Source organism: Lysobacter antibioticus HS124 (genome assembly GCF_000336385.2).
Classification (GTDB): domain Bacteria; phylum Pseudomonadota; class Gammaproteobacteria; order Xanthomonadales; family Xanthomonadaceae; genus Lysobacter; species Lysobacter firmicutimachus.
This window is the reverse complement of sequence record NZ_HG424457.1, coordinates 28506-47052: the sequence shown is the minus strand read 5'-3', so window position 1 is coordinate 47052 and position 18547 is coordinate 28506. Positions and strand designations below refer to the sequence as shown.

The following is an 18547-nucleotide window of genomic DNA, read 5'->3' as shown; positions in this document are numbered from 1 at the left end:
ATAGCGTTGCAGGACGGACGTTGTTCGGCGCAAAGCGGGGTCTACACTGCCGGGGTCTTGCGATTGTAGGCGAGCCGCCGCATATCCAGACCCGGAAAGCGTGCAAGGTGGCACGCAACCGGCCGGCCGTCGTACGCCGGGGGCCGGCCGCAGCCGGCCCCGTACCGACGGTCGCCGGTTTCCGCGCAGCGACGCGCGAGCAGGGCATCCCGCCTTGCCGAACAGAATCAAGCGAGGTGGATGTGTCCGGTCCCAGCCAGGTCAAGGAAATCGAGATTCCCGACGTCAAGGCCGGCGGCCGCGACATGCTGATCGAGTACCTGGCCTCGGGCGCGCGCCCGGAGTCGGACTGGAAGATCGGCACCGAACACGAGAAATTCGGTTTCCGCACCGACGACTTGCGCCCGCCGACCTTCGACGGCGAGCGCGGCATCGAGGCGTTGCTCAAGGGACTGGTGCAGTTCGGCTGGACCCCGGTGGAGGAGAACGGCCGGGTGATCGCGCTCAGCCGCGGCCAGGCCTCGGTCTCGCTGGAGCCGGCCGGCCAGCTGGAGCTGTCCGGCGCGCCGCTGGACACCCTGCACGACACCTGCGTCGAAGCGGCGACCCACCTGCGCGAAGTGCGCACCGTCGCCGAGCCGATGGGCCTGGGCTTCCTCGGCATGGGTTTCCAGCCCAAGTGGCGCCGCGACGAGATGCCGTGGATGCCCAAGGGCCGCTACAAGATCATGCGCGAGTACATGCCCAAGGTCGGCAACCTCGGCCTGGACATGATGACCCGCACCAGCACCGTGCAGGTCAACCTCGACGTGCGCGACGAGGCGGACATGGTCAAGAAATTCCGCGTCTCGCTGGCGTTGCAGCCGATCGCGACCGCGCTGTTCGCCGATTCGCCGTTCACCGAAGGCAAGCCCAACGGCTATCTGTCCTATCGATCGCACATCTGGACCGATACCGACCCGGACCGCACCGGCCTGCTCGATTTCGTGTTCGAGGACGGCTTCGGCTACGAGCGCTACGTCGATTACCTGCTCGACGTGCCGATGTACTTCGTCTACCGCGACGGCCGCTACATCGACGCCAGCGGCCAGTCGTTCCGCGACTACCTCGAGGGCAAGCTGCCGGCCTATCCGGACCGGCGTCCGACCCTGAAGGATTGGGCCGACCACACCACCACCGCGTTCCCGGAAGTGCGTTTGAAGAAGTACCTGGAGATGCGCGGCGCCGATTCCGGTCCGTGGAACCGGATCTGCGCGCTGTCGGCGTTCTGGGTCGGCCTGTTGTACGACGCCGAGGCGCTCGACGCGGCCTGGGACCTGGTGCTGGACTTCACCCCGGCCGAACGCCACGCGCTGCGCGACGGCGTGCCCCGGCACGGGTTCCACCTGCCGTTCCGCGACGGCAAGGTGCTGGATCTGGCGCGGCGCGCGCTGGAGATCTCCGCCCACGGCCTCAAGCGGCGCGCGCGCCTGAACCAGCACGGCGCCGATGAATCGATCTATCTGGAGCCGCTGGCCGAGTTCGTGGCCATGGGCAAGAGCCCGGCCGAGCGCAAGCTGGAACTGTTCCACGGCGCCTGGGGCGGCAGCGTCGATCCGGTGTTCAAGGATTTCGCCTACTGAGCGCAGGCGGCCGCTTCGCCGCGGCCCGCGCCGCTGGTTCAGGCGCCGAAATCGACCTGTTCGGCGTCGGCGATCGTCGCCACCGTCGTCAGCATCTCCAGCGCCGCGCGGCGCCGCTGCGGATCGGCGCTGGCGCACAGGTCGCCGACCACGGTCACCTCGAAGTCGCGATCGTGCGCATCGCGCGCGGTGGTCTGCACGCCGGTCTCGGTACTGACCCCGCAGATCGTCACGCGGCGGATCGCCGCCGCATGCAGACGCGCTTCCAGGTCGGTGTCGAACAGCGCGCTGACCCGCGGCTTGGTCACGATCCAGTCGCGCGGGCCGACCAGCAGGCCGTCATGCAAGCGGGTGCCCCAGTCGCCGTCGCGCAGGGCGCCGAGTTCGGCCGCGCGGCCGAACAGCGGCGAATGCCGCGGCAGGTCGGAGTAATCCGGCGCGAACGCCACCCGCACCATCGCCACCGTCGCGCCGGCGGCGCGGGCGCGCGCGCTCAGGCGATTGCAGCGCGCGATCAGTCCGCTTTCGCGCACCGCCTCGGCGGCGCGGGCGAGCTCGCCGTCGGGGTGGACGATGTCGTTGATCAGATCGATCACGATCAGGGCGGTATTCATGGGCAGGGCTCCGGAGGCGCGCGGCCAGCGCCGGCGTTCGCTTGACGCGACCGTGATAGCCGGTCCGGCGTGGACGCCGCGTCCAGGCGCGGCACTCAGCAGGCGGTCAGCCGCTTGTCGAGCGCGCGCAATCGGTCGAGTTCGGGCTTGTGCAGACGGCGCACATGGGCCGGCAAGCGTTGCGCGCGCGCCAGCGTCTGCGCGCACAACTCGCGCGCGCGGCCGTTTTCGCCCCAGTCGGCCAGGCATTGCGCGTAATGCGCATGGGCCTGGAAGCCGCTGCTGTAGCCGGTCAGTGCGTCGAACTCTTCGCGCGCCTTGGCCCGGTCGCCGGTCGCCGCGACCGCGCGCGCGTAGATCAGATGCCCGTCGGCGGAGCGGTAATCGGGACGCCTGGCGATCAGCACGTCGAGCAATTGCCGCGCCTGCGCCGCCTCGCCGCTTTCGAGCAGGGCGCGCGCCAGGCGCACCTGAATGTCCGGATCGTCGCGATGGATGCCGCTGAGCGCGCCGCGGTAGTGCGCCAGCGCGTCGCCGGCGCGTCCGGCGTCGAGCAGGGCATCGGCCAGCCGCAGGCGGTGTTCGGTGGTCGCGGCGGTATCGAAGGCGTCCTGCGCTTCGCGCAGGGCGCGATCGGGGTCGAGCAGGCGGCGCACGTTGCCGGCCAGGGCGCGGCCGTGGCGACTGTGGCGTTGTTCCGGCAACCACACCGCGAACGCGTAGACCACGCTGCCGAGCAGCGGGAACATGAAAAGCACCATCAGCCAGTAGCGGTCCTGGCCGCTGCGCACCGCGTGGACGGCGAAGTACAGGGCGACGACGACGTGCACGCCCATTCCCAAGTACGGCATTGGCATTCCCTGGCCGAGTGAGTTCCTGGCCTCAGTGTCGGCATTCTCTGCGTCCGGCGCCAGCGTCGCGCCCCGCCGTCCGTCGCCGCAGCAACGGCACGAATGCGCCTAGAAATGCGACAGGCCACGAGCGCCGCTCTGCGATGCCCTGGTTTCCATGTCCGACGGCGCGGCGGCACGGCGCAGCGCGATCGCCGCTCCAACGACGATCAGCGCCGCGCCGAACCAGGTCGACGCGCCGGCGATGCGACCGAACAGCCATCCGTCCAGCGCCGCCCCGACCGGCACCGCCACATACATCAGCGGCGCCAGGGTGGAGGCGTTGCCGAGGCCGCGATAAGCGAGGTCGCGCAGCGACTGGCTGCCGAGGCTGCACAGCGACATGCCGAGCAGCGCTGCGACCAGCATCCAGGCCGGCTGCGCCGCCAGCGCGGCCGGGTCGATCCGCGTCGCACCCCAGGCCGCCAGCGGCAGCGCTACCAGCGAGGCCTGCAGGTACAGCTTGAACTGGTTGCGGAACGGCGGCTGATGCTGCGCGCTGCGGTAGAACAGCACCTGCGAGGCGGCCATGGCGAAACCGCCGCACAGCGACAACGCGGCCAGCCGGTCCAGTCCGCGGGCGCCGGGATCGAGCACCGCCGCCACGCCGCAGAAGCCGATCGCCAGGCCGCCCAGCGCCGGCCCGCGCAGGCGCTCGCCGAGCCAGGCCCAGGCGATCAGCGGAATGAACAAGGGGCCGGTGTTGTACAGCAGCACCGCCTGCAGCAGATCGCCGTGGATCGCGGCGTAGACGAAGCAGCCCTGCGAGATCACCACGCAGACCGCGCGCACCCAGGCCGGTCGGTCGGCGAAAGAGACCACCGCACGCCAGTCGTCGCGTCCGGCCAGCGCGACCAGGGCCAGGCCGGGCAGGAAGAAGCGCGCCCAGATCACCAGTTCGGGCGGCAAGCCGACGGTGTAGCGGGTCAGCAGGCCGAGCACGGCCAGGCAGACCGAGGCGGCGGCCATCAGGCCGGCGCGCAGGAGCAGGGGGCGGGCGGCAACGGAAGGGTGGGCGGGCATGTGGTAAATCTAGGTCGCTCCTGTCCGTGTAAAAATCTCGAAATCCGAGCCAGGCGGTAAGTTTTCATGACCATCAGCGATCCGCCCCCGCGACGCCTGCCGGCGCTGCGTGCCCTGCAGGCCTTCGCCGCGGTGGTGCGCTACGGCGGCATGCGCCGCGCCGCCGAGCGCCTGCACCTGAGCCATGCCGCGTTGAGCCAGCACGTCCAGCACCTGGAAGAGGCCTTCGGCCTGCGCTTGCTCGACCGCAGCGGCGGTCGGGCGCGGCCGACGCCGCTCGGGCGCGAGTACGGCGAAGCCTTGATCGACGGCTTCGAGCGCATCGAAGCGGCCACCGCACGCCTGCGCGCGCGTGGCGACGAGAGCCGGCGCTGGTTGCTGGGCGCGCCGACCAGCCTCAGCGTCAGCCTGCTGTTGCCGCGCCTGGACGAGTTCGCCGCCCGCGCCGGCGCCGAGGTGCAACTGTTCTGCCCGGCCAATGCCGACGATCTGGCCCAGGGACGCGTGCATGCCTTGTTGATGCATCGCGATCCGCTCGCGCTGGGACTGCGCGGCGAGTTGCTGTTCGAACAGGCGCTGCAGCCGGTGGCGGCGCCGGCGCTGGCCGCGCGGCTGGACCGGGAGCGCTGGTGGCTGGATCGCGCGCCCGGCGCGCGCCTGCTGCACGTGACCAGCGAAGGCTGGCGCGAGGATTGGCCGCAGTGGTTCGGCGACGACCCGGCGCACTGGCCGCTGCCGCATCTGGGCCTGTCCTCGCCGTTGCCGGCGCTGAGCGCGGCGCTGGCCGGGCAGGGCGTCGCGCTGTTGTATCCGCGGCTGATCGCCGAGCCGCTGGCGCGCGGCGCACTGGTGCCGCTGCCGTGTCCGCAGCCGCCGCCGGTGCGGCGGGTGTATCTGGCCTGGTTGCCGGAGGCGCACGGCAGCGCCCGGCTGGAGCGTCTGCGCGAATGGGTCACGGTCTTGTTGCGCGACGACGAGGCGCCGCCGTCGCCGTGAGTCGCGCGATGCGGGCGGCGTACGGCACACCGCCGATCGCGACCGCATCGCGGCGTGGCCGCGTGCGCCGTGGCGCGGCCGGTGTGCGACGCGGGTCGCCGCATATGCTCAGTAGCAAACGTCCTAAGCCGCGCAGGTAGCCGCCGTCGCAACGCTAAGTGACGGACGCGACAGGTCTCGCGCGTCGCCGACGCGCGACGGTGAAAAAGTTGCAACGGAAACGATCGCCTGCGGCGCGCAATGCCGCGCCCGTGACTTGGATTCGTCTCGCACAGGTGTTGTAGCCTTGAAGGATGAATGCCCTTCTCGATACCAGCGACGAACCGTTGCGCGCCGTAGACTTCGCTTCCACCGACGCCTTGCTGCGCGACGACGTCAAAACGCTGGGCGCATTGGTCGGTGAGATTCTCGCCGAACAGCGCGGGCAGGACTTCCTCGACGCCGTCGAGCGCCTGCGCCGCGCCGCGATCCGTCGCCGCGAAGCGCAGGCGCCGATCGGCGCGTTGGCCGATGCCTTGGCCGACACCGATCCGGAACAGGCCGGCGATCTGGTGCGGGCGTTTGCGACCTATTTCCAGGCGGTCAACCTGGCCGAACGTGTGCACCGCATTCGCCGCCGCCGCGACTACGAACGCAGCGGCGCCGGCGCCCAGCCCGGCGGCCTGCGCGATGCGCTCGGCGCCCTGGCGCGCCAGGGCGTCAGCGCCGAAGAAGTGGTCGCGCTGCTGGCGCGGCTGCGGATCGAGCCGGTGTTCACCGCCCACCCGACCGAAGCGGTGCGGCGCGCGCTGCTGGAGAAAGAGCGCACCATCGTCTCCTGTCTGGTCGATGACATCGACCGCGGCCGCACTCCGGCCGAGCGCCGCGCCGACCGCGAGCGCATCCGCCTGGCCCTGACCGCGAGCTGGCAGACCGCCGAGGCGCCGGCGGTCAAGCCCAGCGTCGCCGACGAGTTCGAGCACGTCGGTTTCTATCTGTCTGAGGTGCTGTACCGGGTGCTGCCGGTGTTCTACGAGATGTTCGAGGAGGCCCTGCGCGAAACCTACGGCGCCGGCGCGTCCTTGCCCGACGTGCTCGGCTTCGGCACCTGGGTCGGCGGCGACATGGACGGCAACCCCAACGTCGGCGCGGACACCATCGCCGCCACCCTGGCCGGGCAGCGCGCGCTGGTGCTCAACGCTTATCGGCGCGAGCTGGGGGCGCTGGCCGAATTGCTTAGCCAGTCGGTCAGCCGGGTGCGGGTCGACGACGCGGTGCTGGCGCGGGTCGAGGACTATCGCTATCAGCTGCCCAAGGCCGCCGCGCTGCTCAGGCCGCGCCATGCCGACATGCCCTACCGCAACCTGCTCAACCTGATGTCGGCGCGGCTGCAGGCCACGCTCGACGAGAGCGTGCACGGCTACCCCGATGCCGCCGCGTTCCTGGCCGACATCGCCCTGATCGAGCGCAGCCTGGCCGCGCACCAGGGCGCGCACGCCGGCGGCTTCGCCGTGCGCCGCCTGCGTCGCCGCGCCGAATGCTTCGGCTTCCATCTCGCCAGCCTGGACCTGCGCCAGGATTCGGCCACCCACGACGCCGCACTGGCCGCGCTGCTCGACGAACCGGAGTGGGCCGCGCTCGACGTCGCCGCGCGCGCCGCGCGCCTGCACGGCGTGCTCGACGGCGAGGCGCCGGCTCCGCGCAGCGCCGCCGCCGCCGCGCAACCGACCCTGGACGTGTTCCGCGCCGTGGCCCGCCTGCGCCCGCGCTACGGCGAGCGCGCCTTCGGTCCCTACATCGTCAGCATGAGCCGCAGCGCGGCCGATGCGCTGGCGGTGCTGGCCCTGGCCAAGACCGCCGGCTGCGCCGAGCGCGACGGCCGGGTGCCGCTCGACGTCGCGCCGCTGTTCGAAACCGTCGACGACCTCGACGCCGCCGCCGACACCTTGCGCGCCTTGTTCGCCGACCCGGTGTATCGCGACCACCTGCGCCTGCGCGGCAATCGCCAGGTGGTGATGCTGGGCTATTCCGACAGCGCCAAGGACGGCGGCATGCTGGCCTCGCGCTGGGCGCTGCACCGCACCCAGAGCGCGCTGACCGCGCTGGCCACCGAAAGCGGCGTGCGCATCGCCTTCTTCCACGGCCGCGGCGGCTCGATCAGCCGCGGCGGCGGCAAGACCGAGCGCGCGGTGATCGCCGCGCCGCGCGGCTCGGTCGACGGCTATCTGCGCCTGACCGAGCAGGGCGAGGTGATCCATCGCAAGTACGGCATCCGCGCGCTGGCGCTGCGCAACCTGGAGCAGACCACCGGCGCGGTGCTGCGCGCGACCCTGCGCCCGCGTCCGCCGGAACCGCGCGGCGACGGCTGGCGCGCGCTGGCCGCGGAACTGGCCGCCGCCGCGCGCGCGCACTACCGTGCGCTGGTGCACGACGACGAGCTGTTCCCGGCGTATTTCCGCGCTGCCACCCCGATCGACGTGATCGAGCGCCTGCGCATCGGCTCGCGCCCGGCCAAGCGCGCCGGCGCCGGCGATATCGGTTCGCTGCGCGCGATTCCGTGGGTGTTCGCCTGGTCGCAGAATCGCGCCGGGCTGACCGCCTGGTATGGCGTCGGCACCGCGCTCGAGCGTGCCCTGCGCGATCATGGCCGCGACGCGTTGGCGGAAATGGCGCGCGACTGGATGTTCTTCGGCACCCTGATCGACGATCTGGAAATGGTCCTGGCCAAATCCGACCCGGCGATCTTCGAACGCTACTCGATGCTCGCCCGCGACCTGCCCGAAGGCGATCTGCACGCGCGTTTCCATCCGGGCATTGCCGAGGAGTTCGAACGCACCCGTCGCGCGGTGCTGGCGATCAAGGGCAGCGACGAACTGCTGGCCGGCGATCATCGCCTGCGCCAGTCGATCCGCCTGCGCAACCCCTACGTCGACCCGATCAGCCTGCTGCAAGTCGACCTGTTGGCGCGCTGGCGCGCCGCCGGCCGTCCCGACGACATCCTGCAGCAGGCCTTGGTGGCGACGGTCAACGGCATCGCGGCGGGCGTGCAGAACACGGGGTGAAGCCGGGATTGGGGATTTGGGATTGGAGATTCGCAAAGCGGGTCGCTCGGCATTGGGGTAGGAGCGGCGCGAGCCGCGACCGCCGAAGCGGTTAAATCCCTCGCCCCCTTCCCAAACCCGTCTTCCGCCAGCGCTGGCGACGATCGACCGCTGCGCGCGCGCTTCGGCCGCCGCGCTTGCGAACACCGCTTCGGTGGTCGCGGCTTACGCCGCTGCTACAGGCGCGCGCGTCCGGACGAGCGCATCGTCCTTGCCGGTTCGCGCCGCTCTGACCTTCAAAGCGGTTCTTGCCCGCGAATCCCCAATCTCCAATCCCCGACCCCGTCTTTCTGATACTATAGGGGGGTATAGGATGCGATCGCATCCGGAGCCCGCCGCCATGCCGCATTCGCCGGAAGAGAAAAAACGCGTCCTGACCCGGGTGCGCCGGATCAAGGGCCAGACCGAGGCCCTGGAGCGCGCGCTCGAGGCCGGCAGCGACTGCGCGGCGGTGCTGCAGCAGATCGCGGCGATCCGCGGCGCGATCAACGGGCTGATGTCGGAGGTGCTGGAAAGCCATATCCGCGAGGAACTCGGCCAAGCCGTGGCCGACCGCGGCCGCAACGCCAGCATCGACGAGATCGCTGCGCTGGTGCGCTCGTACCTGAAATGAAACCGTATTCGAAATAGCCTCGTCGCGGCCGCGCACCGCGTCGGATCAGATCCGTTCCACGTTCGTCCTTGTTTCCCTTCCCGGGACGCCACCACCAGGAGACATCGCCCATGAGCCGGGTCATCAAGAGCCGCGCCGCCGTCGCTTTCGCCGCCGGCCAGCCCCTGCAGATCGTCGAGATCGACGTCCAGCCGCCGCAGGCCGGCGAAGTGCTGGTGCGCATCGCCGCCACCGGCGTGTGCCACACCGATGCGTTCACCCTCAGCGGCGACGACCCGGAAGGTTTGTTCCCCGCCGTGCTCGGCCACGAAGGCGGCGGCGTGGTGGTCGAGGTCGGCGAGGGCGTGACCAGCGTCAAGCCGGGCGATCACGTGATCCCGCTGTACACGGCCGAATGCCGCCAGTGCAAGTTCTGCCTGTCGGGCAAGACCAATCTGTGCCAGGCGGTGCGCGCGACCCAGGGCCGCGGCCTGATGCCGGACGGCACCAGCCGCTTCAGCTACAACGGCCAGCCGATCCACCACTATATGGGCTGCAGCACCTTCAGCGAGTACACGGTGGTGGCCGAAGTCTCGCTGGCGGTGGTCAACCCCGCCGCGCCGCTGGAGAAGGTCTGCCTGCTCGGCTGCGGCGTCACCACCGGCATCGGCGCGGTGCACAACACCGCCAAGGTGCAGCCGGGCGACACGGTCGCGGTGTTCGGCCTCGGCGGCATCGGCCTGGCGGTGATCCAGGGCGCGGTGCAGGCCAGGGCCGGGCGCATCATCGGCGTCGATACCAACCCGGGCAAGTTCGAACTGGCCAAGGCGATGGGCGCGACCGACTGCGTCAATCCCAAGGACCACGCGCGTCCGATCCAGGACGTGCTGGTCGAGATGACCGACGGCGGCGTCGATTTCAGCTTCGAATGCATCGGCAACGTCGAGGTCATGCGCTCGGCGCTGGAGTGCTGCCACAAGGGCTGGGGCGAGTCGGTCATCATCGGCGTCGCCGGCGCCGGCCAGGAAATCCGCACTCGCCCGTTCCAGTTGGTCACCGGCCGGGTCTGGCGCGGCTCGGCCTTCGGCGGGGTCAAGGGCCGCACCCAGCTGCCGGGCATGGTCGAGCAGGCGATGAAGGGCGAGATCGACCTGGACCCCTTCATCACCCACACGCTGCCGCTGGAACGCATCAACGAGGCCTTCGATCTGATGCACGAGGGCAAGTCGATCCGGACCGTGATCCACTACTGAGACGGCGATGAAGTACGTCCAGGTCGTCGACAGTGCGATCAACTGCACCTACGACGTGTTCGCCGTCGAGGACGCGGACTTCGATCTGTTGTATCCGCCGGGCCAGAACGTGGCCTTCATCGACGAGGTTCTGGCGCGGCATCCGCCGCGCGCGCTCGAGCCGGTGTTCGAGCGCCTGTGGCGCAACCGCGTGCCCAAGCGCGAAGCGATGGGCCTGCACGGCCTGCTGTTTTACGACATGGAACACAAGAAGCCGTTCTACCCGCAGCGTGTGGACGAACTGGCGATCAACCCGAACGGATCCACGCTGCGCTGAGAGCCCCGACATGGAACGAATCGAATCCCACGCCTGCCACGGCGGACGCCAGGAAGTCTGGTCGCATACCGCGACCACGCTCGGCTGCACGATGCGCTTCGGCGTCTACTTGCCGCCGCAGGCCGAGCGCGAAGACTGTCCGGTGCTGTACTGGCTTTCCGGGCTGACCTGCACCGAGCAGAACTTCATCACCAAGGCCGGCGCGCAGCGCTACGCCGCCGAGCACGGGTTGATTCTGGTCGCGCCGGACACCAGTCCGCGCGGCGAGGGCGTGCCGGACGCGGAGGGCTACGACCTCGGCCAGGGCGCCGGGTTCTACCTCAACGCGACCCGGCCGAAGTGGGCCGGCCACTTCCGCATGTACGACTATGTGGTCGAGGAGTTGCCGGCGCTGGTCGACGCGCATTTCCCGACCGGCAGCGCACGCGGCATCAGCGGCCATTCGATGGGCGGTCACGGCGCGCTGACCATCGCGTTGAAGAACCCGGGCCGCTACCGCAGCGTATCGGCGTTCTCGCCGATCGCCGCGCCGTCGCAAAGCCCGTGGGGCGAGAAGGCGTTCAGCGCCTATCTCGGCGACGACCGCGAAGCCTGGAAAGCCTGGGACGCGACCGCGCTGGTCGCAGGCGCGCGCGAACGCCTGCCCTTGTTGATCGACCAGGGCGACGCCGACGAGTTCCTGGTGCCGCAGCTCAAGCCCGAGCTGCTGCGCATCGCCTGCGAAGTCGCCGGCCACCCGCTGCAGCTGCGGATCCGCTCCGGTTACGATCACAGCTACTACTTCATCGCCAGCTTCATCGGCGAGCACATCGCGCACCACGCCGCGGCGCTGCGCGGCTGAGAGCGGGCCGCCCGCGTCGCACCCGTGCGGCGCGCGACGGCGTCGGGACGAATCGCGAGAGCGGCGAGCCGCTCTCGCTGGCTGCGCTCGACCCGCTGCCCGCGGCGCTCAGGCCGCGGTAACGTCCCGCAACTCCCACCCGCTGCCTGCCAGCAGGCGCAGCCGGTGCTTGATGACCGTGCCCGACAGCGCGGTGGTGGCGATCAGATCGATGCGCAGATCGCGTTGCTCGCCGTGCACGGTCGCCGCCGGATCGGTGGCGCCGAGGCTAGGGTCGACCTCGTCCGGATCGGGCTGCTTGGCGCGCCAGCGTTCGAACAAGCCGTCGCCGCGCAGCGCGGCCTGCAGCTCTTCGGCGAAGCCTTCGGCGCTGACCGCGCGGAACGACAGCGCGGCGTCGCTGCCGCGGGCGCGTTCGCCGTCGGGCAGGGTGAGGTAGTAGCGGGTGGCCATGCGCGCTCTCTGCTTGAACGAGGCGCTCAGGGTAAGCGCGCCGGCCTCTGTCCGCCGTGAACGCGCCCGCGCTCCGGGGCCGGGCGAGGGGCGGCGTTCATGCTCGCCGCCCGCTCGCGCTGTGCGGCCCGTCGCAACGGCGACGGGCCGCACGCCGCGTCACTCGTCGTCGTGGTCGTGCGCCGAATGCACGCCGTGACCCTTGGGGCAATGGCAGACCGAAGTCGGGCCGTACTCCAGGCCGAAGGTCTGGCCGTCGCGGTGGCGCTGCCAATAGAAGTTCGGCGCCTTTTCGCCGCGGTTGCCGAGTTCGGCCATGTCGGCGTCGACGTCGAACAATCGGCCGTCGACCATCACGTAGCGGGTGTCGATGGTCGAGCGGATGTTCTCCAGCGGATTGCTGTTGAGCACCACCAGGTCGGCCTTCTTGCCGGCTTCCAGCGAGCCCAGCTGCTTGGACAGGCCGAGGTAGTCGGCGCCGTCGATGGTCGCTGCGCGCAGCGCTTCGAAATTGCTGAAACCGCCCTGCGGCAGCATCCAGATCTCCCAGTTGGCCGACAGGCCCTGCAACTGGCCGTGGCCGCCGATCTGGATCTTGACCCCGGCGTCGCGCAGCTTCTTCACCGACTTGGCGACCTGGACGTGCCAGTAGTCCCAGTCCGGCGCGGTCTCGCGCCGGATCGAGCGGGCGTCCAGGGTCTCGCGCGGGAAGAAGCGGTTGAGCTTCTTGTCCTCCCAGACGTTGTCGCGCGCATACCACCAGTACTCGCCGGACAGGCCGCCGTAGCTGACCACCAGGGTCGGGGTGTTGCGCACGTCGGTCTGCCGCCACAGTTCCAGCACGTCCTTGTACAGCGGCGCGACCGGGAGGTTGTGCTCGATGCCGGTGACGCCGTCGAGGATCATCGGCAGATTGTGGTTGAGGGTCGAGCCGCCTTCCTCGACCACCAGCATGCCCAGCTCGCGCGCGGCCTGGTTGATCTGCTGGTGCTGTTCGCGTCGCGGCTGGTTGTAGCTCTTGACCGAGAACGCGCCGTTGGCCTTCATCCGGCGCAGGTGGCTGCGGGCGTCGTCGATCGAGTTGACCACCGCCTTGAAGTCGCCGTCGGCGCCGTACAGGATCGTACCGGTCGAGAACACGCGCGGGCCGACCATCTTGCCGGCCTTGAGCAGCTCGGCTTCGGAGAACACGAACTCGGTGGTGGCCGAGGGGTCGTGCATGGTGGTGATGCCGAACGCGAGGTTGGTGTAGTAGGCCCAGTTCTGCTGCGGCACCACGCCCTGGCCGAAATGCGCGGCATGCGCGTGCACGTCGACATAGCCCGGCAGAATGGTCTTGCCGCGGGCGTCGATGCTGCGCGCGCCGGCCGGCACCGCGACCGAGCCGCTGGGCCCGACCGCGACGATGCGATCGCCGCGCACCACCACGGTGCCGTCCTCGATCACTTCCTGCTCGGTCTCGGAGTTGCGCATGGTCACCACCCGGGCATGGGTGAAGGCGACCGTGTCCTGCGCCGCGTACACCGGCAGCTCCAGCCCGACCCGGACCCCGGCCTCGTCGGCCGACGGCTTGGGCAGGGTCGCCGGCGCGCCCGGCAGGAAGCCGAAGGCCTGGTTGAGCGGGCGCGAGTGGTAGCGGTCGCCGACCATCCAGTGCAGCGACTTGGAATCGGCGGCCCAGTGCAGATAGCTGCCGACATCGGCGCTGACCTGGGTCACCGGCATCGCCTTGCTGTCGCGGCTGAGCTCGACCGGACCGGTGCCGCCGGTCATCAGCGGCGCGACGTAGGCATTGAACAGCTCGGTGAAAGCCACCCACTTGCCGTCTGGGCTCAGGCTGACCGAGTCGACGTACTTCAGGCTGTAGACTTCGCGCGGCTCTTCGCCGTGCAGGCCGACCGACATCAGCTTCTTCTTCAGTCCGCCGCCGGTCAGGTAGAACACGCGCGTGCCGTCGGCGCTGAACTGCGGCGCCTCGCCGCTGTCGGCGACGCGCACCGGCTTGCCGCCGTCGGCGTTCATCACGTAGATGCCGCGGTCGACCGACCACAGGCTGCCAGTGAGCCCGCCGCCGCCGCTCTTGGCGTAGACGATGCGCTTGCCGTCCGGCGAGAAGCGCGGGCCGTAGTAGAAGCCCTTCTCCTGGGTCAGGCGCTTGCCGCCGTCACCGCCGGCCGAGGCGACGTAGATCGCGCTCAGCGCATCGTCCGACCAGGTCGTGTACAGCAGCTTGCTGCCGTCGGCGCTGAAGCTGGGCTGGTATTCGTAGAGGTTGTCGTTGCCGGTCAGGCGCTCGGGCTTTCCGTCGGGCAGGCGCTTGCGCCACAACTGACCGACCGCGTGGAACACCAAGGTCTTGCCGTCGGCGCTGGTGGCGACGTCGCGGATCATCTTCGGCGCGAAACGGCCTTCTTCGAGGGTCTGCTCGAAGCGCAGCGGCGCGGTCACGGTCTGCTCGACCGCGGCGGTGAACGGGATCGGCTGCGGTTTGCCGTCGCCGATCGCGACCCGCCACAGCTTGCCCTGGGCCCAGATCACCACCGCCTTGGAATCCGGAGTCCAGTCGAAGTTGGCGTAGGGGCCGAAGATCGCCCAGGCTTCCTGCATGTCGTGCGACAGGCCGTCCCAGACCGGGCGCGCTTCGCCGCTGGCGAGGTCGAACACGTGCAGCACCGATTTATCGCGCACGCGTTTGACGAAAGCCAGCGACTTGCCGTCCGGCGAGGGCTGCGGCCGCACCGCGCCGCCGGCGGTGTCGATCAGGGTGTCGCTCTTGCCGGTCTGGCGGTCCAGGCGCTTGATTGCGTAGATGGTGTCGTGCGGGTTCTTGTTGTACTGGAAGCTCGGGCCCGGGGTGACGTCTTCGGAGTAATAGACGTAGCGGCCGTCCGGCGACACCGCCGGCTCGCCCAGGTCCTGCTGGTCGTTCTTCTGTTTGGTCAGTTGCAGGCCGCCGCCACCGCCGGCGGCGTGATAGATCCACAGCTCGCCGGCGCCGAGCGAGCGCTCGCCGGTGAAGTGCTTGCGGCCGATCAGGAACTGGCCGTCGGGCGTCCAGGCCGGGTTGTTGAGCAGGCGGAAGTCTTCCTTGGTCACCTGGGCCGGCTCGCTGCCGTCGGCGCGCATGCGCCACAGGTTGTTGCCGCCGCCGCGGTCGGACGTGAAGGCGATCTCGCGGCCGTCCGGCGAGAAGCGCGGCTGCACGTCCCAGGCCGGGCCGCCGCTGATGCGTCGCGCCTGGCCGCCGCCGATCGGCAGCAGGTAGATGTCGCCGAGCAGGGAGAAGACGATTTCGCGGCCGTCGGGCGAGACGTCGAGGTCGATCCAGGTGCCTTCGTCGGTGTCGAAGCGCACCGCCTTGGTCGGGCCGTGGGCGGCGGTGACGTCCCATTTCTTGTCGTCGGCCGCCGCGCCCGGCTTGCTCGCGCCCTTGGCGGTCTGCGCCGGCGCGCGCGCCGGATCGGTGCCGGCCGGTTTGAGCGCATCCTGCTCGAGCTGGGCGGCGGGTGTGTCGCCTTGCTGCTTGTCCTGCGGCGCGGGTTGGGGCGGGGTCTGGGCGAACGCCGGCGCGGCGAACGCGCTGGCCAGGGCGAGGGCGAGCAGATGGAGACGGGGCATCGAGCGGCTACCTGGGAACGGGCTGTGGGTCGAGCCTAACCGCTGCCTCGGTGCCGGGGCCTGGGCTGGAAGTCGTGGCCGAGGCATATGCAATGCCATCGGGCGACGGCTTGCGGTGCCTGTCGTGCGTGGATACCGGCTATTGCGCTGCCGCGGTGGTCCGGGGCCGTCGCCAGTGCGGCGCGGCATGGCGCTCGCCTGATTCCCGCGGCGATGTCGGGGCCCTGGCGTTCGAGCGCGGTTGCATGGAAATGGCCAACGCTTGCGTTGGCCCGGTTGTCGAGGACGGGCGTCGCCGCGGCTTGCCGAAACTGTGCCTGGCCGGGCCGAACATCGGTTGTTACCCTGGACGCCGCGATGCAATCGAGCGGGGATTCGAGCGTAAGGATGTGCGATAGCAATCTGCCGGAAGGCCTGATCTTCTCGCTGCGGCATGTCTACGCTGCGGCAGGCATGCAGACGAGCGCTGCGCCGGTGCGCGAACTCGAGGGAAGCGAATACGGCGCCTGCAGGCTCGGTCTGGAGGGCCGTTCCGTGGTCTTTCGCGAAGCCCGGGTCACACCGAAGAAGATCGGACAGTTCGTGACGATGTGGAAACGTTCGTCGCCCGATGGGCCGATCGCGCCGTTGGACGCCGGCGACGCGGTGGATTTCGTGGTGGTCTGGGTGGCGGAGGCCGGCCGGCGCGGGCAGTTCGTCTTCGACCGCGCCACCCTGATCGATCGCGACGTCATGTCCGAACAGGGGCTCGGCGGAAAGCGGGCGATCCGGGTGTATCCGCCGTGGAGCCGTCCCGTGGCGAAACAGGCGTTGGCCACGCAACGTTGGCAGGCCGATCGCTTCCTGGGCGTCGACGCGGACGGTGGCGTCGATGTCCGGCGAGTACTCGGGTTGTTCGGCGCTTGAACGGCGGCCGGCGACAGTTCGCTGTGGCCGAATGCTTGTCGCGATGGAACTTGGATTCCCGTCTTCGCGGGGATGACGAGCGGAAGACGAGCACCAAAGCGAGACGCCCGTTTTAGCCTTTTCCCGAATCCCGAATCCCGAATCCCGAATCCCGAATCCCGAATCCCGAATCCCGGCCGTCAGCCCTCGAACTGCGCCTGCTCCGCGGCGAAGCCCAGCGCCAGCGCGCCCTTGCCGACGTTGACCATGCCGGTCAGGCTCATCACGCTTTCGAACAACTCGACGTTGTTCTCGGCGCAGGCCGCGCGCAGGCGGTCGTAACCGGGCAAGGCGTGCAGCTCGGCCAGTTCGCCGCCGTAGCTCACGCACATCGTCGGCGTGGCCAGGCCGCCGGCGGTCTTGCGCGCGGCGAATTCGAACAGTTTCTGCGCCGCCTGGTCGTAGCCCTTGATCTTGGCCACCGGGCCGGTCTCGCCGCGGTTGCAATGCAGCACCGGCTTGATGTCCAGGGCGCTGCCGAGCGCGGCGCTGAGGAAACTGACGCTGCGGTCGCCGCGCACCCGGGTGCGCGCGCGCAGGTAGTTGAGGTCGCGCGGAATCAGATAACCGTGGGTGTGCAGGGCCAGGTATTCGAGCCGGGCACGGATCTTCGGCGCGCCCTCGCCCGCGTCGCGCAGCCGCGCCGCCTCGACCGCGGTCACGCCCTGGGCGGCGAACAGGTTCAGGGTATCGATGACGCGCAGGGCGAACGGGGTGTGGATGCCGGCGGCGCTGCGCACCGGCTTGTAGTCGTTGAGGATCGCGAAGCTGGCCTGGTTGGCGTTCTCGTAGATCGGGCTGCGGGTCTTGGTGATGGTCAGGCAGAACACGTAGTCGTAGTCGATCGCCAGTTGGCTGACGAACAGATCGCGCACTTGCTGCACCGTGTACGGTGTGGTCTCGGCCTCGAAGCCGCGTTCGGCCAGGTGGGTGTGCAGGAACTGCAGGGTCGCCTGCTCGTTGCGGTGGTCGGCGAGTACGGCCTGGCCGATGCGCACGGTGATCGGCAACAGATGGATGTGGTGTCGTTCCAGGTACTCCAGCGGCAGGTCGCAAGCGGAGTCGACGACGATTCCAATGCGCATGTTCCCCCCCGGGTCGTGGCTGGCATCAATCGAATGTTACGAGCATACCTTTTTGTGGCGCCGATCACGCATCGACTTTGCGCCGCTTGGCGGGCGAGGTTCAGCTGCGCCGCTGCTGGCCCAGGGGCAACCTTGTCAGACGCTGCATCTCCGGATCGTGAAGCAGCTCGGGATGCTGCAATGCGTCAAGCGCGAACTCGTGCGCGTCGCAGCCCCAGAACAGCTCGCTTCCGAACTTCAACGTAGGAACGCCGTACACACCGGCCGCGATCGCCGCGTCGGTGTTGGCGCGCAGCGCGGCCTTGGTCGCCTCCGCGCCGAGCGCGGCCGGGTCGATGCCGAGCGCGTCGATCACCGGCTGCAGCGCCTCGACGCCGTCGCCGGCCTGGCCGCGGCGCCAGATCCAGTCGAAGATCGCATCGACCGCCTCGGGCGTGCCGCCTGCCGCGATGCACAAGCGCAATGCCGCGATCGGATTGAACGGATGCGCCGGCGGGTAGCGCAGCTCTATCCCGTCGCGGCGCGCCTGCCACAGGGTGTGGCGGTAGGTGAATTCGCGCTTGCCCGGGATTTCCGCCGGCCCCTTCTGCCCGCGCGCCTGCAGCACCGCGGCGAACACGATCGGCACCGGCTCCACCGCCAGCTCGGCCAGGCGCGGGCGCAGCTTCTGCCAGTGAAGGTAGGCGAACGGCGAGATGAAATCGAAGAACCAGCGCCGCTCGCCGGCCGCCGCGCTCACTTCCAGGCCCCGAGGATCAGGCCGTACAGGGCGAACTGGAGGATGTGGTAGCCGCTGTCGATCATCCACAGCACCGGCCCGCGCTGGGCGAAGGCGTAGTTGATGCCGAAGCTCATCGAGACGAAGAACAGGCCGACCACGAAGCCGACCCCGAAGCCGTCGGCGGCGTTGGCCGCCGGCGGCAGGAACACCGCGAACACCAGCGCGGCCAGGAAGCTGCACACGATCGCGGTGGCGAAGATCAGCGCCGGGTGGCGCGGCTGCGCGTCCGGGTCGATCCCGGCGGCGCGGCACCACTGCTTCTTGAACAAGGGCCCGTACCACAGCCCGCCGAGCAGGAACGAAGATGCGGTCGCGGCGAGGATCGCCAGCCAGTTGAGTTCCAGGGTGGGCAGGGTCATCGCGGCGTCTCCGGGTTGCGGGTCGAGTCGGCCGTCGCGCGTCAGGCGGCGACGGCCGTCGACAGCATACGCCGCGCCG

The 18547-nt window shown here is 69.9% G+C and carries 16 protein-coding genes; 8 read left to right on the top strand and 8 right to left on the bottom strand.

Annotated elements, in window-relative coordinates; genetic code table 11:
- Window positions 1–242 precede the first annotated feature (242 nt).
- Window positions 243–1622 (top strand): glutamate--cysteine ligase, encoded by a 1380-nt coding sequence (locus TX83_RS04165; RefSeq protein WP_064746686.1) that lies wholly within the window; start codon window positions 243–245, stop codon window positions 1620–1622.
- A 38-nt stretch (window positions 1623–1660) separates the two neighbouring features.
- Here the strand turns inward: TX83_RS04165 and TX83_RS04160 are convergent, their stop codons facing one another.
- From TX83_RS04160 to TX83_RS04150, 3 genes are all read right to left on the bottom strand, one after another.
- A complete protein-coding gene (locus TX83_RS04160) occupies window positions 1661–2236 on the bottom strand; it encodes a cysteine hydrolase family protein (protein ID WP_064746670.1) in 576 nt (191 codons plus the stop codon).
- A gap of 95 nt (window positions 2237–2331) precedes the next feature.
- A complete protein-coding gene (locus tag TX83_RS04155; RefSeq protein WP_075574986.1) occupies window positions 2332–3087 on the bottom strand; it encodes a tetratricopeptide repeat protein in 756 nt (251 codons plus the stop codon).
- A gap of 108 nt (window positions 3088–3195) precedes the next feature.
- The gene (locus TX83_RS04150; protein ID WP_064746668.1) at window positions 3196–4149 is read right to left on the bottom strand and encodes a DMT family transporter; all 954 of its coding nucleotides are present in this window, start codon (window positions 4147–4149) and stop codon (window positions 3196–3198) included.
- Window positions 4150–4215: 66 nt separating this feature from the next.
- Between TX83_RS04150 and TX83_RS04145 the strand changes: the two genes are divergently transcribed.
- The 6 genes from TX83_RS04145 to fghA all read left to right on the top strand — a co-directional run bounded on the left by TX83_RS04145 (window position 4216) and on the right by fghA (window position 11227).
- Window positions 4216–5145 carry a LysR family transcriptional regulator gene (locus TX83_RS04145; RefSeq protein ID WP_064746667.1) on the top strand — a complete coding sequence of 310 codons (930 nt, stop codon included), beginning with the start codon at window positions 4216–4218 and terminating at the stop codon, window positions 5143–5145.
- 293 nt (window positions 5146–5438) lie between these two features.
- Window positions 5439–8186 carry a phosphoenolpyruvate carboxylase gene (gene ppc / locus TX83_RS04140; protein ID WP_064746666.1) on the top strand — a complete coding sequence of 916 codons (2748 nt, stop codon included), beginning with the start codon at window positions 5439–5441 and terminating at the stop codon, window positions 8184–8186.
- 379 nt (window positions 8187–8565) lie between these two features.
- Window positions 8566–8838, top strand: a complete 273-nt coding sequence (gene frmR, locus TX83_RS04135; RefSeq protein WP_064746665.1) for a formaldehyde-responsive transcriptional repressor FrmR — start codon at window positions 8566–8568, stop codon at window positions 8836–8838.
- 122 nt (window positions 8839–8960) lie between these two features.
- Window positions 8961–10070 (top strand): S-(hydroxymethyl)glutathione dehydrogenase/class III alcohol dehydrogenase, encoded by a 1110-nt coding sequence (locus TX83_RS04130; RefSeq protein WP_064746685.1) that lies wholly within the window; start codon window positions 8961–8963, stop codon window positions 10068–10070.
- Window positions 10071–10077: 7 nt separating this feature from the next.
- Window positions 10078–10386, top strand: a complete 309-nt coding sequence (locus TX83_RS04125) for a hypothetical protein (RefSeq protein ID WP_064746664.1) — start codon at window positions 10078–10080, stop codon at window positions 10384–10386.
- 10 nt (window positions 10387–10396) lie between these two features.
- Window positions 10397–11227 (top strand): S-formylglutathione hydrolase, encoded by an 831-nt coding sequence (gene fghA / locus TX83_RS04120; RefSeq protein ID WP_064746663.1) that lies wholly within the window; start codon window positions 10397–10399, stop codon window positions 11225–11227.
- Between the two features lie 108 nt (window positions 11228–11335).
- On the opposite strand, the gene TX83_RS04115 is transcribed toward fghA, so the two are convergent.
- Complete coding sequence (locus TX83_RS04115; RefSeq protein WP_064746662.1) at window positions 11336–11680, bottom strand: hypothetical protein; 345 nt, start codon at window positions 11678–11680, stop codon at window positions 11336–11338.
- A 159-nt stretch (window positions 11681–11839) separates the two neighbouring features.
- On the bottom strand, window positions 11840–15298 hold the full coding sequence (locus TX83_RS04110; RefSeq protein ID WP_079248036.1) for an amidohydrolase family protein: 3459 nt from the start codon (window positions 15296–15298) through the stop codon (window positions 11840–11842).
- Window positions 15299–15685: 387 nt separating this feature from the next.
- On the opposite strand from TX83_RS04110, the gene TX83_RS04105 reads away from it, so the two are divergent.
- Complete coding sequence (locus TX83_RS04105) at window positions 15686–16204, top strand: MepB family protein (RefSeq protein WP_064746661.1); 519 nt, start codon at window positions 15686–15688, stop codon at window positions 16202–16204.
- Window positions 16205–16383: 179 nt separating this feature from the next.
- Here TX83_RS04105 and TX83_RS04100 read toward each other — a convergent pair whose 3' ends face one another.
- The 3 genes from TX83_RS04100 to TX83_RS04090 form a co-directional block, all read right to left on the bottom strand.
- A complete protein-coding gene (locus tag TX83_RS04100; RefSeq protein ID WP_064746660.1) occupies window positions 16384–17328 on the bottom strand; it encodes a DegV family protein in 945 nt (314 codons plus the stop codon).
- Window positions 17329–17428: 100 nt separating this feature from the next.
- Window positions 17429–18067: a 2-hydroxychromene-2-carboxylate isomerase gene (locus TX83_RS04095; RefSeq protein ID WP_064746659.1), complete on the bottom strand. Its 639-nt coding sequence runs from the start codon at window positions 18065–18067 to the stop codon at window positions 17429–17431.
- A complete protein-coding gene (locus TX83_RS04090; RefSeq protein WP_064746658.1) occupies window positions 18064–18468 on the bottom strand; it encodes a DUF1761 domain-containing protein in 405 nt (134 codons plus the stop codon). The genes TX83_RS04095 and TX83_RS04090 overlap by 4 nt, the downstream gene beginning before the upstream one ends.
- Between the last annotated feature and the right edge of the window lie 79 nt (window positions 18469–18547).